15 protein-coding genes and 1 pseudogene are annotated in these 13584 nt (G+C 59.5%); 4 read left to right on the top strand and 12 right to left on the bottom strand.

Translation table 11 applies throughout. From position 1 onward, the window contains the following. Positions 1–426 precede the first annotated feature (426 nt). Together AB6802_RS09470 and AB6802_RS09465 are read left to right on the top strand one after the other, a co-directional pair. On the top strand, positions 427–915 hold the full coding sequence (locus AB6802_RS09470) for a hypothetical protein (RefSeq protein WP_371009805.1): 489 nt from the start codon (positions 427–429) through the stop codon (positions 913–915). Between the two features lie 207 nt (positions 916–1122). Then, complete coding sequence (locus tag AB6802_RS09465) at positions 1123–1527, top strand: hypothetical protein (protein ID WP_371009804.1); 405 nt, start codon at positions 1123–1125, stop codon at positions 1525–1527. A gap of 67 nt (positions 1528–1594) precedes the next feature. Here the strand turns inward: AB6802_RS09465 and AB6802_RS09460 are convergent, their stop codons facing one another. The 11 genes from AB6802_RS09460 to AB6802_RS09410 form a co-directional block, all read right to left on the bottom strand. Beyond that, the gene (locus AB6802_RS09460) at positions 1595–2452 is read right to left on the bottom strand and encodes a hypothetical protein (RefSeq protein WP_371009803.1); all 858 of its coding nucleotides are present in this window, start codon (positions 2450–2452) and stop codon (positions 1595–1597) included. Positions 2453–2725: 273 nt separating this feature from the next. Further along, positions 2726–3169, bottom strand: coding sequence for a hypothetical protein (locus tag AB6802_RS09455; RefSeq protein ID WP_371009802.1), 444 nt, complete (start codon positions 3167–3169; stop codon positions 2726–2728). Further along, complete coding sequence (locus AB6802_RS09450) at positions 3166–3480, bottom strand: hypothetical protein (protein ID WP_371009801.1); 315 nt, start codon at positions 3478–3480, stop codon at positions 3166–3168. Before AB6802_RS09450 ends, AB6802_RS09455 begins: the two co-directional genes overlap by 4 nt. A 7-nt stretch (positions 3481–3487) precedes the next feature. After that, on the bottom strand, positions 3488–3772 hold the full coding sequence (locus AB6802_RS09445) for a hypothetical protein (protein ID WP_371009800.1): 285 nt from the start codon (positions 3770–3772) through the stop codon (positions 3488–3490). After that, positions 3769–5766, bottom strand: a complete 1998-nt coding sequence (locus AB6802_RS09440) for an HNH endonuclease (protein ID WP_371009799.1) — start codon at positions 5764–5766, stop codon at positions 3769–3771. Before AB6802_RS09440 ends, AB6802_RS09445 begins: the two co-directional genes overlap by 4 nt. Then, positions 5766–6512: a hypothetical protein gene (locus AB6802_RS09435; RefSeq protein ID WP_371009798.1), complete on the bottom strand. Its 747-nt coding sequence runs from the start codon at positions 6510–6512 to the stop codon at positions 5766–5768. The genes AB6802_RS09440 and AB6802_RS09435 overlap by 1 nt, the downstream gene beginning before the upstream one ends. A 344-nt stretch (positions 6513–6856) precedes the next feature. Further along, positions 6857–7612: a terminase large subunit domain-containing protein gene (locus AB6802_RS09430; RefSeq protein WP_371009797.1), complete on the bottom strand. Its 756-nt coding sequence runs from the start codon at positions 7610–7612 to the stop codon at positions 6857–6859. A 563-nt stretch (positions 7613–8175) separates the two neighbouring features. Further along, positions 8176–8529, bottom strand: coding sequence for a hypothetical protein (locus AB6802_RS09425; RefSeq protein WP_371009796.1), 354 nt, complete (start codon positions 8527–8529; stop codon positions 8176–8178). Between the two features lie 300 nt (positions 8530–8829). Next, positions 8830–9387 (bottom strand): terminase large subunit domain-containing protein, encoded by a 558-nt coding sequence (locus AB6802_RS09420; protein WP_371009795.1) that lies wholly within the window; start codon positions 9385–9387, stop codon positions 8830–8832. A gap of 106 nt (positions 9388–9493) precedes the next feature. After that, the gene (locus AB6802_RS09415) at positions 9494–9859 is read right to left on the bottom strand and encodes a hypothetical protein (RefSeq protein ID WP_371009794.1); all 366 of its coding nucleotides are present in this window, start codon (positions 9857–9859) and stop codon (positions 9494–9496) included. Continuing rightward, complete coding sequence (locus AB6802_RS09410) at positions 9852–10232, bottom strand: hypothetical protein (RefSeq protein WP_371009793.1); 381 nt, start codon at positions 10230–10232, stop codon at positions 9852–9854. The genes AB6802_RS09415 and AB6802_RS09410 overlap by 8 nt, the downstream gene beginning before the upstream one ends. A 408-nt stretch (positions 10233–10640) precedes the next feature. Here AB6802_RS09410 and AB6802_RS09405 point away from each other — a divergent pair. Then, positions 10641–11609: pseudogene (locus tag AB6802_RS09405) on the top strand (IS1595 family transposase); the annotation flags it as partial. A gap of 1139 nt (positions 11610–12748) precedes the next feature. Here the strand turns inward: AB6802_RS09405 and AB6802_RS09400 are convergent. Then, a complete protein-coding gene (locus AB6802_RS09400; protein WP_371009792.1) occupies positions 12749–12955 on the bottom strand; it encodes a hypothetical protein in 207 nt (68 codons plus the stop codon). Between the two features lie 286 nt (positions 12956–13241). Between AB6802_RS09400 and AB6802_RS09395 the strand changes: the two genes are divergently transcribed. Next, the gene (locus tag AB6802_RS09395) at positions 13242–13568 is read left to right on the top strand and encodes a hypothetical protein (RefSeq protein ID WP_371009791.1); all 327 of its coding nucleotides are present in this window, start codon (positions 13242–13244) and stop codon (positions 13566–13568) included. Positions 13569–13584 lie beyond the last annotated feature (16 nt).

Below are 13584 nucleotides of genomic sequence, written 5' to 3'. Positions count from 1 at the left end.
ATCCGCTCCCGGTTTCCGATGGGATGATCCCAATGGTAACAATTCCGTCCGGTTTTTCCGCGGCGCTCCCAACGACCCTGATCCTAGCAAACGCGAAGCTTTTGTCGTTGTGGTGCGAGACGGTGTAGCGCTGAACCGCAATGGCGACCCGCTACCGGGCATCGTCCCAGAAGAATAGAGACGCGGTGTAAGTAAACTATCTTTCGTTCATCGGCGTGAAAACGAGGGCGACTTCAGCGAATGGGACTGCGTCGTGGGAATTGGTGCGCTGTCCCCGTAATTTCTGGAGTCCCATGCAGCGACCTTCGAGCACCACCAGCTACGCAGAAATTGAACCTATCGCCGACACACGCTATGGGTGTGCAGGCATAATGCTCTGCGATAACGATGTCGATTACCGCAGAGAATGGAATGAGGTGACACGCCATGAGAGCAGCCGTCTTCGCACTTGGTCTTTTGGCGCTATCGGAACCACCGGCCGTCGCCGAGGAACTGGTCAAATGGATCGTTTCCACGACTGGCGGGAGCCAGATCGAGATTCCTTCGTTCTTTACCGATGGCAGGGTTGAGCACATGAATGTAACCGCGGACGGAACTCGGTTTCAACCAGAGAATTACCCTGACGTTCAATTTGAACAATACAAACCGAATAGCACGGCAAAACCATACGACGAAATTGAAGCAATGTTCATCGATGACGATGACGATTATCATATATATTACAAACTCAACAAACGTGAACTCGGCGTAATTTCTGGAACGCGCGTGAATAGCAACATAATTTTTTACGGCATGTGCCAGAAAAACGATGACCAGAATTTCATCTGTTTCGACTTGACCTGGAACATGAAAGACCAAGCCATTTTCGGACCAATTTCCAAGCGAATTGCCCGGTCGTTCCGAAAAAATAGGTAACGGCAAGAGGGATAGCAGCTTCGGACCTTCGCACTTCAATGGGCTCTACAACTGAGTCCGATTACAGAAATTTACCTCTCTATAACGTAGTAATGCGAGCCATTCTCAAGACCTCACCAATGGGCGGCAATGCACGCCTTTCGATTGAGTCTTCCGAGACGCTGATCTTGTTTTCTACCATGCTCAAACCCGATATTGGAGATTACCATGAATTTACTTAGTATTATAAACGCTACTATGGCCGCACATCTAATCACGCCGCCAATATCAGGTGACTACATTGCAAATATTTACTTCAAATCGAACTTCGGCCAGGCGTACAACGCAACAGCGAATTGCGACCGCCGGAAAGAATGCAATGTAAAATTTGGCGATCATTTCGTTATCGGAATTCTTCCGCTCGGTGGCTCCTACGATTTATCGCTGGAATATCTTGGCGATGATCCAAATTTGGTGCAGTGCTGCCATTTTTTTAATGGCCGCTCTCATATTACAATTGCTGGAACTGGCGAAACTCAAAAGCTTGTGGTGAAGAACGTAACACCGCAAGATCTTGCTTATCACCCTTCAGAGCCAATAGGCGAGCTATCGATAAAATTTCGCCGCCGTTAAATATTCTATATTTTTCCTGTAGCCAACATCGCACTCGTCAATATCAATTGATTTATCAACTCGTGTCTCAATTTTGATTCTTTATTTTCGAGAATATCTTTTCCATCCCGAAACTTCGATGATCGCCTGACACCTGCATTGCAACCGCCTGCTTAACGACGTCCCGGGCGATCGAATTTGGGAACGGTTGCGCCTGTTCAGCGGTTGACGGATTGCCGCCCTGTCGACCGGCCGCCGATCCAGCGCCCAGAACCTCCAGCGCACGCTTCGGATCGCGCGCGATCAGCGCCTCGAGGCGCGCCGTCGCCGCGCGGTTGCGCCAGGCGGCTTCGGCGTTTTGCCGGCGCTCGGGGTCGAGGTTCATCTTGCCGATGAGATAGAGGCCGGCGTGGCGGGAGGCGTCGAAGGCGGCGGTGTCGTCGGGGTCACCCTTGGCGATGCTGTCGAGCTCTTCGGCCTGCGCCGCCGACAGCTGGTCCTGCTCATACTGGGCGCGACGCTCAAGCTGCTGCATCGCCATGCGCGTGGAGCCGGCCGCGCGCAGTGCAGGCTTGCGGCCGGCGAGACCGGCGTGCAGTTCGGGCGGCGCTTGTTTCAGGAAATCGTCGAACAGCGCATCGAACCGGCCCTTCACGACAACGCGCCCACTATGCGGATCGACTTCGCCAAACATGGCGTGGTGCGGGCCCTCGCCGTCGGCCGGCGCGTTGGCCACGCTATCGGCCTCGGCGCTGGCGATCTCGCCATCCAGCCGGCGCGCCGCGATCTCGGTGTCGAAAGCCTGCTGCTGCGCCACGCGCCGTTCGTAGTGATCGGCCACCGCCTGCCAGTAGGGATCGAGCGGCCCGGCCGGCGCGGCATCGGCCGCGGCATTGCCGGGATCGGATTGGCGCTCGCCAACCGAGAAAGGAATGACGTGGACCATCGGCTGCTCCGGCACGGCTAGACTTTGGTGGATCGCGATCAAGGCGCAGCCGGTCGTAGGCGCGTCGTCGACGGCGTTCGCTCGTTTTCTGGATTGAGCATTTTGGAGAGGCCAGGATTGCCGGCATTGCCGAAGGCCAGAATCGGCGCTGGAGGGGCCGGGATTACCGGAATTTCAGCAATTGCGGCAATTACGGTGACAGTGCACTATTTCCGTTCGGTCGACCTGAAACACTGTCACCACGTTCCAAAGCCTGGTCCATTTGCTGCTAGACTAGCCATCGTATGGCTCAATCACCGCGAACGGAATGCCCAAGGATTCGAGCAGGTCAAGAACGCGCTTCGATATGACAAGGCGATAATCTGCAGCGATCCCGAAATCGTCGCGGCCAGCCTTGCCATTTGCCTTCAGCCAGACGAAAGGCGGCAGTTCCAGCCCAGGTTGATCCTCTTGACAGTCCTCCGAGATAGTCACCTCGGCGTCGGCGAACGTCGCACCTGAAAAGCCCATTTTCTGGAGCGCGCGCTGGGTTTCTTCAGTGACAAGGAAACAGGGGAATGTCGTGACGATCACATCACCGAACCAGCCCTCTACCTCGTAGTGAAGTCTGGTCACGATCGGTCGATGGACGCTCGGGTCAAGAACCGTGTGTTCGCCAAGCCCACCAGCGACGTTCGGCCATATATAAAAATATTGCATCAAAGAAAGAGCGCTCAATTCGCGAAGTTGTTGTCCACGAACATTTCAGCAAACTGCTGGGGCGTGAGCGTTACCTTGTTGTCATGGGCGATTTTGAGGTTCTTTTTCCACATATCGCGGATTGCCTCCGGCATCGTGTCGGGCATGTGAAGCGCCTGGGCAATTGCGTCTTCCCACCGTCCGTCGCCGCCATAGATGGCCTGCAGTTTCGGCGCCATGGCGTTCAGGGACGCTTCGGACTCTCGAGAGAGTTCTCCAATCGCGTCGAGCACATAGAACTCGAGCAGTCTGAGCAGCGGCTTGCCTTCATAGCGCGTATCGGTCGACATTTTCCCCTCACGCATCATAGGTGGCGTATTCGATGAGCCGTTGGCATATGGCCGACAGGCTGGGCTCTGCCTCCTGAGACTCAACCCACGCCTCGGTGAATTCGATCGCAATGAATATTTCGATGAAATATGTCAGACCGGCTTTGGCCGCCGCCTTCGGTGGTTTCGTACTGTCGTCGGGCGCGGTCGCAACCATTGCATCGGAATCTTCCGTCCAAGGCTCGGCGACGTAGATCGTGTCGTCCTCGTCGAAATCCGAAAGCCGTCCCACGATATCCAGTAGCTTCGTCATTTTCCCCATAAGGAAAATCCTCCTCGGCGATTCGGGTGCAGTGCTTTCTGGAAGATAGTCCCAGGATCATGTTGATATCTAGGGACCAGTTGCATAACGCCTGGCTCCGGTGCGTGGTGCCACGTGTAGCCAGGAGGCGCCCTGCGAGGAACAAGTCCTCGCTTTGTCCGCTGAAGGTTAATCCCCGCTTCTTGCAGAATCTTCGCGAAATCCGGCTCTCTTTCCATCAGAACCAGCAGGGCTTCGTTGGCCGCCTGGAAATGGCGCGGGCGCGATAAGCTAGGATATAATCCAGAATCGAGCTTTGTTTCGAATACCACACTATAGAACTGGCCGGTCGGCGTCTTTGCTTCGCCGCTTGCTGCGTCCGGCTGAAGCTTAGATAGATCGTCTACTCCCTCGTAACGGTCAGCTCCTTCAGGAAGAACTTCACCCGCCGACTTGGCAAGCTTACCGCCATCATCTCGGATGAGAGTCTCGGCCCCCTCACCTAGTTCGTCCGACCACTTCAAAACCCGCGGCACTTCATCGACCAAGGGGCTGACGATTTTGCCGGCCTGCTTTAGGCCTATGGCAGCCAGTCGATCAGCGGGAATTGCCCCCAAAGCATTGAGGGCCGCGTCGCCATAGTTGCCGTAAAGTGCGGAGGTGATAGCTTTGTCCCCCGCAAACAGAACGCCTGCGGGCGTGATGTCGGCTACGGAAAATCCCTCCTCACCACCGCCTTCAGAACCAACGAACGACCGCGCAATATTGCGCCACACGCTGTCGCGCTCGCTATCGCCGACCAAAAAGCTGCCGATCTTATCCCGGAGCGTCGGTGTGTAATTTTCGACCTGGTTATTGTTTACCAAACCGAGCTCAACAGCTTTGCGCACGTCGAACAGCATCATGGGGTCGACTATGGCCTCCCGACGCGTCCGGTCTGCTACGCTGTTCTCTGTCCCAACTGGGCTTGTCTGAAAAAGGTGGCTTGGTGTCCCGTCTAGGCCTGCCGGCTGCGTTGCGGTTTTGGCTCTGTCGACGACGTCACCTGCCGCGGGATCACGCGAGGCTTGAGTTTTCTCGGCCATCGGGCCGAAGATCGCCGCCCCCGACGCCGATCCTCCAAGCAATCCAGCCTCGGCAAATTGCTGCTTGACGGACGCCTTAACGATCGGATCCGCCGTTCCGGCAAGCAGGCCGTTCATCCCTGCCCACATGGCTTGCAGCGGTAGTGCGCCAAGGTCTTTCAACACCGATCGCGGCACGGGCTGGACGGTCTCGACGCCGAGATAGTGCTGAGCGGCGATAGTGAGGGCGAGCGCATTCTGGACCGTGGCAGGGTCGCGCCAGCCCTCGGCGGCCGCGGCGCGCCAGGCGTCGTTCGCCTGCGGAAACGCCTTGACGGCCTCACCGGCCGGGTCGTTCCGCCTGGCCTCCTGCACCTGCCGTGCCGCGGCGGCGGTTATCCGGTAGCGTGACTGGCCCTCCGGCAAACGGCCCGAGCTAACCGCCGCGTCAAGGAGTTGGTTATTTATCTCCTGGTTCGGCATGGCCCGCATTTCAAAAGCCTGCTTGCCCGTCTTCACCTGCTGGTCGAGTTTCGCGAATTGCCGGCCGCCTTCCTCGACGCCGAAGACGGATGCGAAGTCTTCCGGCCCATGCATCACGCCGGAATAGCTGCCGGTTTCCGCAAAGGCCTTCGGCGCGTTCTGAAAAGCGAGAGAGATGTCGGAGTGGGCGCCGATCAATTGGGATAGATTCGTCGCACGCGCCTGCCGCAAGAGCGCATCCATGGTCTCGGGTGAGAGATCGGCAAGCAGGGCGACGACGGGCTGGTCCGCGACGGGCTGGACTTCCGCAGGCGCGGTTTTGTCCAGCGCCTGCCGGATCTTGTCATAGAGCGGCGCGAGCGCGTCGGACTGATCCTTGGCGCCGGGTAAATCGCCGGCGACATCGATTTGGTTGTCGATGTCGTCTGGGAGCATGGCATTCCGGGGATCGCGTTCCATTATTCTTGTCCTCCGTTCCCGGACGGCCGCAGGGCGCTTGCCGCCACTTTGCCCCGCTGACCGATCGCCGCGCCCAGCAACTCCAGCGCGCGCTTCGGATCCCGCACGATCAGCGCTTCCACGCGCGTTCTTGCCGTGCTTTCGCGCCAAGCGGCTTCGGCCTTTTGCCGGCGCTCAGGGTCGAGGTTCATCTTGCCGATGAGATCGAGGCCGGCCTGGCGGGAGGCATGGAAGGTGGCGTAGTCGTCGGGGTCGCTCTTTGCGATGCTGTCGAGCTCTTCGGCCTGCGCCGCCGACAGCTGGTCGTGCTCATACCGGGCACGACGCTCAAGCTGCTGCATCGCCATGCGCGTGGAGCCCGCCGCGCGCAGCGTCTCCTTGCGGCTGGCAAGGCCGGCGCGCAGTTCGGGCGGTGCCTGTTTGACGAAACCGTCGAACAGCGTGTCGAACCAGCCTTTTTCGAGGACACGGCCGGTGTGGCGGTCGACCTCGCCATACATGGCGTGGTGCAAGCCTTCGCCATCGGCCGGCGCGTTGGCCACTGTGTCGGCCTCGGCGCCGGCGATCTCGCCATCCAGCTTGCGCGACGCGATCTCGGTGTCGAACGCCTGCTGCTGCGCCATGCGCTGTTCGTGGCGCTCGGCAACCGCCTGCCAGTATGGATCGAGCCGCGGGGCGGCCGCCCGTGTTTCATTGCCGGCGTCTGTCGGGCGCGGATCGATGAAGAGAGGAATGATATGGACCATCGGCTGCTCCGGCACGGCTGGCGCTGACATTGGGGGACGACACGGCGCGGCCGGTCGCAGGCACGGCAGCGGCGGCGCGGCTTTGTCGGATTGGGGTTTTGAAGGGACTTGGCGCGGCGTTCGCGGCGTTGATTGGAAGCGCGAAACGGGCTCGGCGCCCACCTCTTCGTCATCCTAGGGCGAAGCGAGTAGCGGAGCGACGAGCGCAGACCCTAGGATCCATTCCGTGACGCTAAGCCTTTGCAACGGTTGCAGAATTCTGCACCGCTGCACTCGACGTCGAAGGTCACGGCATGGATACTCGGGTCAAGCCCGAGTATGACGAAGTGAGAGGGCGGCTCTCGTTACCGAAACGCCCCCAGCGGATCGCTCTGCCCCGCCGGCCGTTTCGCCGCCTTGAACTCCGCCGGGTCGACCACGGCCTCGCGCAGCATCATCACGCCGTAGCGGGTCGCGGCCATCAGGTCGTCGCGCAGCTTGACCACCTGGCCGTTCTTGCGATGGAACAACCGGAATTCCTCAAACCACTGGCCGAGCGTCGAAAACACCTTGAAGCGGCCGGACTGCATGCGGTCGAGCATGTCCATCAGGCCGGCCTCGACCGAGACCGAGCCGTCGGGAAAGCGGGCGTGGCCCGACAGCATGTTCAGCCCGTGGGCGGCATATTGCCTGGCCAGCGCCACGCCGGCGCCTTCCAGCGTTTCGCGGCGGCCGTCGCGCGGCCAGGCGAAGGGCAGCCACTCGCCCCACGCTTTCAGCGCCAGCGCCTGCATCGCCGGCGTCTGCTGGGCGGCGCGATGCGCCTTTGAGACGTAGACGATATCGGCTTCGGTATCCCAAACGAGCTCGACCGCGGCGGACGGATGGTCCCAGCCGAAGTCGAGCGCGCCGATCCTCGGCCACCAGCGTGGCAATTTGAACGGCTCGCAGGCGATCATCTCTTCCGGCACCGGAAAGATGCGGCCGGAGCCCAGCACCGGAATACCCCGCGCACGGGCTTCGCGCTCATGCTCGGGATAAGCGGCGATGATCTCTGCCCGGCGCTCTGGCGAATAGTGCCCAGCATCGTCGATGGTCATGAAGGTGACGTGTCGAGACATATTAATTGTCCCTAATAATCTTCCGCGACAAGCCCAGCCGATTGATAATACTGTTCATCGATGCGAAGCTGCTGGTGAATCGGGGGAGATACATGATCCGCATAGCAATTATTGTGGCTATTGCCGCCTCTGCATCAGCATGCCAATCGAACGTACCGTACGACACAAGCAAAAAGACATGTCGGATGTTTACAAACCCTGTCACAGGCTTCAAACGCGAAGTTTGCATCCCGGACACACCAAATAAAGTATGCAAGGTCTGGTCTCGTCAGAATTCGGTCGGCGACGAAAGGATCTGGTGCCAACCGCTGACCCGCAAGGCAACCGATCCCAAGGCTCGCGCCAGGCAGCTCGCAGGCAGCCATTACCCCTGATTCAGGATGGCCCATCTGCGCTCGCAGCGGGTCGATGCGTCGCCGGCCCCGCGCGCCAAAAGCTCGCGCCAGGCTAGTGCCAGGCAGCCTGCGGGCAGCAAACACCCTTGATCCGGCTTCACCCGCGTCTGTGATGAGAGGTGTTCCGGCGAAGTGAGACGCTGGCGTTCTGGAGAGGGCAAGTGGCGATCAGCCTTTATACCCTTCGTTGACGCATTCGCTCTTCCAGGCCCATTCGAAGTCGGCCTGCGACATGGACGAGCCGAGGCCCGGTTCGACATTGGGGCCGGCGCCGTCGATATAAACGATGAAGCGGGCTTGCTTGGTGAAGATGCCGCGTTTGCTGACAATGACGCCGCAGGTCTGGCCGCTTGAATTGTCGCCGGTGAACTCGACATGCGTGAAGGTGGCGGCGGGATCGCTGATCAGGTCCAGCATCTTGGCCTTCGCCGCCGCGATCGCGTCGGCGCGCCGGTCGCCGCCGGAGCCGCTGCAAGCCGAGAGGAGCGCGCAGAGAAGAAATACGATTGAGGCCTGGCGCAAGATCGATCTCCGAGCACGTTGCGCAATAAACTACTCGCCTCCCGGTTGCGACCAAAGCGACATCGCAAATCATGGTTTCGGCGCGGTTCCCAGGGGCGCCTTCGCCGAAACTGCCAATCTCCTCCCACGTGGGAGAGATGTCCGGCAGGACAGAGAGGGGCGCTGCCCCGCCGGCGTATCAATGGTCAAACCGATCCGAATGGTTGGGGACGCAGCCGGCAGGTTAAGCAGAGGTTGGCGCTCTACGGCGCCCCCCTCTGCCCTGCCGGGCATCTCCCCCACAAGGGGGGAGATTGGCTGTCATTCCCCCTTGCCCATCCTCTCCATCTCCTCCGCGTTCAAAAACCGCAGCACCACATCGCTCATCCCGAGCAGCGGCGTGAACGTCACGATGGTGATGCCGCCGGTGGCGTTGGTGCGGGTCAGGCCTTCGGAATAGATGTCGAGCGGCGGCTCTTCGTCGAACCACACACCGTGCAGCGTCTCGCCCTGCCATTTCTCGCGGCCCTTCTCGTAGCTCTTGAAGGACAGCACGCTTTCGCCGACCTGCACGTCGCCGCCGCCGCCCCAGCGCACGATGACGCTGTCCAGCGCAGCCGGCGCGCCACGGCCCATCACCGTGTCGGCGATGGCGTCGGCCGGGATCATGCCGGTGCCCCAGGCGGCCTGTTGCTGCGGCGGCCCGATCAGCACGCGCTGCGGGTTGTCGCGCGTGCCTTCACCGGTGACGCCGGCGGCCCACAGCCGAACCGGCGTGTCGAACACCTTGCCCACCCACCAGTCCGGATAGCGGCCGGTGAGATGCATGGCCCATTCGGCGCCGCCAGCCCTGGTCTTGCCGAGCTGGTTGCCGGCCATGAACAGGCGCTCGCGGTTCGTCGCCCCCGCTGCGTGAAATTCGGCCTGCCGGATATAAGGCCGGTAACTGGCCAACAGATTATTGCGAGTTCTCCTCGCCACCTCTTCAATCAGGGCCAGATAGGTCCTGATCGGCATCGAGGAACGGCCGGACGCTCGCTTCGAGGCCGCGGATGCGGCTGCGGATCTCCTCATCGCTCAACCCGTCGAGACTGTTTTCACTGGCCACACCTTGCGAAAACTCCTTGGGCAGCATGGTCAGCACGACCTTCAGATACTGTTCGGGCTTCTCCGCCCGCACCGCCGCGATGACGCCGGCGCCATGGGCGCGAAAATCGGCGCGTAGCGCTGCGGCGAAATCGTCGCCCAGCGTTTTCCTCGCGCGCTTCGGACCGGCCTGGGCGGCTGCCGGTCTGCGCCGCGCCGGCTTGGCGCTGGGGCGCTTGCGAGGCGCCGGCCGGGCCTCAGCCATGAGCGCCCGCATCGGGCGTCGGCGCGATGGCTGCCGCCCTTGCCCTGGAGCGGTTGCGAGCCGGCTTCTTGCGCGGCTTGGCGCGTTTTGATTTCTTGGCGACCTCGCCCGGCGAGGCGGTTGGCCGACCGGCCGTTGCGGCCACCTTTGCGGTTCCCGACGCGATCATCGGTCGATCGAGGCCCTGGCGCGGAAAACCAAAACCGGCGATCGCTTCGAGCGGGCCGCCACGCACCATGCCGATACGCACGCCGGGCGGAACTTCCTCGACGCGCCCGGCGCGGTGCAGTGGGCCAGACGATTCGAACTCGCCGATCGCGCTGACGATTTCAGCGCCGTCGTCAGTGGTAATGAGGGTGGCGTAGCGGGGCATAGGGATGCTCGTGTTGCTGGGTAAAAAACGAGAATGCCGAGATCCTTCGCGCCCCCTCTGTCCTGCCGGACGTCTCCCCCACAGGTGGGGAGATTGGCAGCTTCGGCTTCGGCGTCGGCGCCCTTCTGGCAACGTCGGCCATTGGCGAAAGCGGCGGTGACATCTCCCCCCTCGTGGGGGAGATGTCCGGCAGGACAGAGGGGGGCGCTGTCCCGCCGCCGCTGGCAATTGTTTGCAATCAGAAAAATAAAACCCGCCTGGCGGCGGGTCGTTGGCGCAAATCAGCACCATGGATAAAATCATAGCAGAGCTGCCCTCACCCTGCAATACCACAATAGGTACATTTTCCTAATTATATACTTGACATAGCAGTCGCCTTGGCCGATAAAAGGTCAAGAGGGACAAGCCATGACGAACCTTACCGATCCGATCTTCAACGACAACGATGCGGCCCGCGAACATCTTGAAAGCATCCGCTGGGCTGACGGCGTCTATTGCCCTCATTGCGGCAACAACGACCAGGCTGCGATCCATCTGCTTGCCGGCAAGTCCACTCGTCCCGGCCTGTTCCAGTGCAACGCCTGCCGCGAGCATTTCACCGTCACCGTTGGCACCGCCATGGAACGGTCGAAAATCCCGCTCTGCAAATGGGTGCTGGGCTTCCACCTCTATGCCTCGTCCAAGAAAGGCATGTCCGCGCACCAGCTCCACCGTATGCTTGGCGTCACCTATAAGACCGCTTGGTTTATGGCTCACCGCATTCGTGAGGCCATGAAGGAAGACGTTAAGTCGTCTGGTCCGCTTGGCGGCGAAGGCAAGACCGTGGAAGCGGACGAAACCTACATCGGCAAGCGCGAGACACCGCGCGTATCGGCACAGCGCAAGGGCCGTCCCTTCACCAAGAAGGGCAAGGGCGGCGGCGCTCAGAAGCGCATTGTCGTCGGTCTGGTCGAGCGCGGCGGCAAAGCCCGCATGTTTCATTTGAACGATGCTACGGCCTCTACCGTCCGCGACGTGCTGGTCCGCAACGTGTCCCGCGATACGACGCTCTATACCGACTCGTCGCGCCTCTACACCGTGACCGGCGAGGAATATGCCTCACACAAGACGACCAATCATTCGGCGGGCGAATACGTTCGCTACGAAGGCGACGAGATGATCCATTCGAACACGATTGAGAACGTGTTTTCGGTCTTCAAGCGAGGCATGGTCGGCGTGTACCAGCACTGCGGCGAAGCGCATTTGCACCGCTACCTTGCCGAGTTTGATTTTCGTTACAATCGGCGTGCTGGACTTGGTGTTTCGGACCGCGAGCGCGCCGACGATCTTATTCGAGGCACGACTGGCAAGCGGCTGACTTATCAACAAACTGACAAAGCCGGTCACGCCCAAGCAGAAAGCCATAGCGTTCCGGCGCTGGCGGGCAAAGAAAAAGGGAGTGCTGTGAGAGCACTCCCTCTTTGGAGGGGCGTAAGGGATTCGAACTCTTTACCTTCGGGTGCGATCCCGATGCTCTATCCAGATGAGCTAACGCAAAATCGAATTGGGGACGATGCCCGGCAATTGCAAGGGCTAAGAGCGTTTCTCGCGGGACGATTGACTCTTCGTGTCCTTTGGCTTCCCCTTCTTTTCGTGCTTGGACGGAGGGGTTTTCAATGCACGCGCCAGTGCGGCATCGCGGCGACTCGCGATTTCCTTTTCATCTGCCAGATGATTCGAATTTCGGTCTGCCATGACGACGCTCTATCCAGCGGTTGGTCGTTGCATCTATTGCCGAAGCACGAGTTACACAGAAGGCTCCGCAGAGGCACTTCACAAGGAGCACATTATCCCCGAGGCGCTAAACGGAAATTTAGTACTACCCGAAGCGAGTTGCCAGCGGTGCGAGCGCATCACCGGACACGTCGAAACTATCACGTGCGGCCACCATCTTATAGGCCCGCGCTGGGTCATGGGCTTAAGAAGCAAGACCGCAACCCACAAACGAAAACGAACCATACCGATTTACGCAATTGAATCTGACGGAAGCGAGCGTCGTATCGAAGTCGATGTGGATGACTTCCCTGCCGTCTTGATTCTTATCAGGTTTCTAGAGCCGCCCTTGCTGCGATTTGCTACCGGCTTGCCTCAAGAAACTGCAGATGATGTTAAGCCTTGGTTTTATTGGTTCCGATCCGATCCTGGCGCACTTCAAGAAAAGTACGGTATCGGAGAATTCGCGACCAATCGCGTAAATCTGCGATACTTTTGCCGGATGCTCGCTAAAATCGCGCATGCTTTCACTGTCGCCGAGCTTGGCTTGGACGGATTCGACCCGCTTCTCCCAAATATAATTCTGGATAAGAATATGAAATCCAGAATGTCATTTCCGTATGTTGGCTGTCTACCCGACTTCGAACCACAAGCCTCGGCCTTACATTCAATCTCTAACGGTTCGACGACCATAAACGGAAAGAAGGTCCTTATTTCGCGAATTAGATTATTTGCGCAGCTTGGAGCGCCAACTTATATTGTTGTCACCGGCACTCCAAAAGGATCGAACGAACCGCCGCCACCAGACATTTCTGGCGGATTAAGTGCTCGATTAGACTGGTATAGAATCCACGCTCCTTTGCAGAAAGCCGGTCCCACTCCGGGCCTCCTGTTGGGTCAAGATGCTCCATCTTCCAGTAGAGTGCCTTAGCTAGCTCTTCGATGGCGGTTTCTTCTAGTTCGATGGTCATAGGAACTTTTCCTAAGTTCCCTAACGGTCGCTAACCTCCTTTCCTTGGTGTGTCTCCCTCGTCGCCGGCCTGTCGAGAGAATCAGTAACACACGAAAGTAGCTATGTCAGGTATATAATTAGGTACATTTTCCTACCTTTCTTGCGCCCGCAGCCAAACCACCGTTCCGGCCGTCGAACAATCGTTCCCAAAAAAACGATGGGAATTTTCTCGGAACCATCATTTGCGCGCGTGGTTCTACCCTTAGTCGCAGCGCGACAATTCGATGTAACCAGAGGAGAAGATCATGCTTACGAAGATCCTTGCAGCTTCGGCCCTGACAATCGGTCTCGCCACGGCGGCGATGGCCCAGACTGCCGGCAACACCAACGGAACCGACGGCTCCGCCGGCAGTGGCCAGACCATCACCATCGACCCGCGGACACCGGCTACCTCGCCTGACCAGGCTGCGCCGGACACCAGCACGACGACCGGCAGCACGACCGGTGGCGACATGAATTCCAACGCCGACAAGAATTGCCCGAACGGCCCGCAGAGCGCTCAGGGCGATGCCAACACTACCAATGCCGGCAACGTCGGGCCGACGGTCAACGACAAGAATTGTGGCAAGTAATCGCCTCAATCGTTTC

The organism is Mesorhizobium sp. RCC_202 (genome assembly GCF_041355295.1).
Taxonomy (GTDB): domain Bacteria; phylum Pseudomonadota; class Alphaproteobacteria; order Rhizobiales; family Rhizobiaceae; genus Mesorhizobium.
The sequence above is the reverse complement of the archived record's forward strand: the minus strand, read 5'-3'. Positions and strand labels throughout refer to the sequence as shown.

Excerpts from the sequence above, each read along its gene's own strand:
- AB6802_RS09470 (WP_371009805.1), top strand. The coding sequence starts at position 427 with ATGAGAGCAGCCGTCTTCGCACTTGGTCTTTTGGCGCTATCGGAACCA.
- AB6802_RS09465 (WP_371009804.1), top strand. The coding sequence starts at position 1,123 with ATGAATTTACTTAGTATTATAAACGCTACTATGGCCGCACATCTAATC.
- AB6802_RS09460 (WP_371009803.1), bottom strand. The coding sequence starts at position 2,452 with ATGGTCCACGTCATTCCTTTCTCGGTTGGCGAGCGCCAATCCGATCCC.
- AB6802_RS09450 (WP_371009801.1), bottom strand. The coding sequence starts at position 3,480 with ATGTCGACCGATACGCGCTATGAAGGCAAGCCGCTGCTCAGACTGCTC.
- AB6802_RS09445 (WP_371009800.1), bottom strand. The coding sequence starts at position 3,772 with ATGACGAAGCTACTGGATATCGTGGGACGGCTTTCGGATTTCGACGAG.
- AB6802_RS09440 (WP_371009799.1), bottom strand. The coding sequence starts at position 5,766 with ATGGAACGCGATCCCCGGAATGCCATGCTCCCAGACGACATCGACAAC.
- AB6802_RS09435 (WP_371009798.1), bottom strand. The coding sequence starts at position 6,512 with ATGGTCCATATCATTCCTCTCTTCATCGATCCGCGCCCGACAGACGCC.
- AB6802_RS09430 (WP_371009797.1), bottom strand. The coding sequence starts at position 7,612 with ATGTCTCGACACGTCACCTTCATGACCATCGACGATGCTGGGCACTAT.
- AB6802_RS09420 (WP_371009795.1), bottom strand. The coding sequence starts at position 9,387 with ATGGCCGGCAACCAGCTCGGCAAGACCAGGGCTGGCGGCGCCGAATGG.
- AB6802_RS09415 (WP_371009794.1), bottom strand. The coding sequence starts at position 9,859 with ATGGCTGAGGCCCGGCCGGCGCCTCGCAAGCGCCCCAGCGCCAAGCCG.
- AB6802_RS09410 (WP_371009793.1), bottom strand. The coding sequence starts at position 10,232 with ATGCCCCGCTACGCCACCCTCATTACCACTGACGACGGCGCTGAAATC.
- AB6802_RS09400 (WP_371009792.1), bottom strand. The coding sequence starts at position 12,955 with ATGACCATCGAACTAGAAGAAACCGCCATCGAAGAGCTAGCTAAGGCA.
- AB6802_RS09395 (WP_371009791.1), top strand. The coding sequence starts at position 13,242 with ATGCTTACGAAGATCCTTGCAGCTTCGGCCCTGACAATCGGTCTCGCC.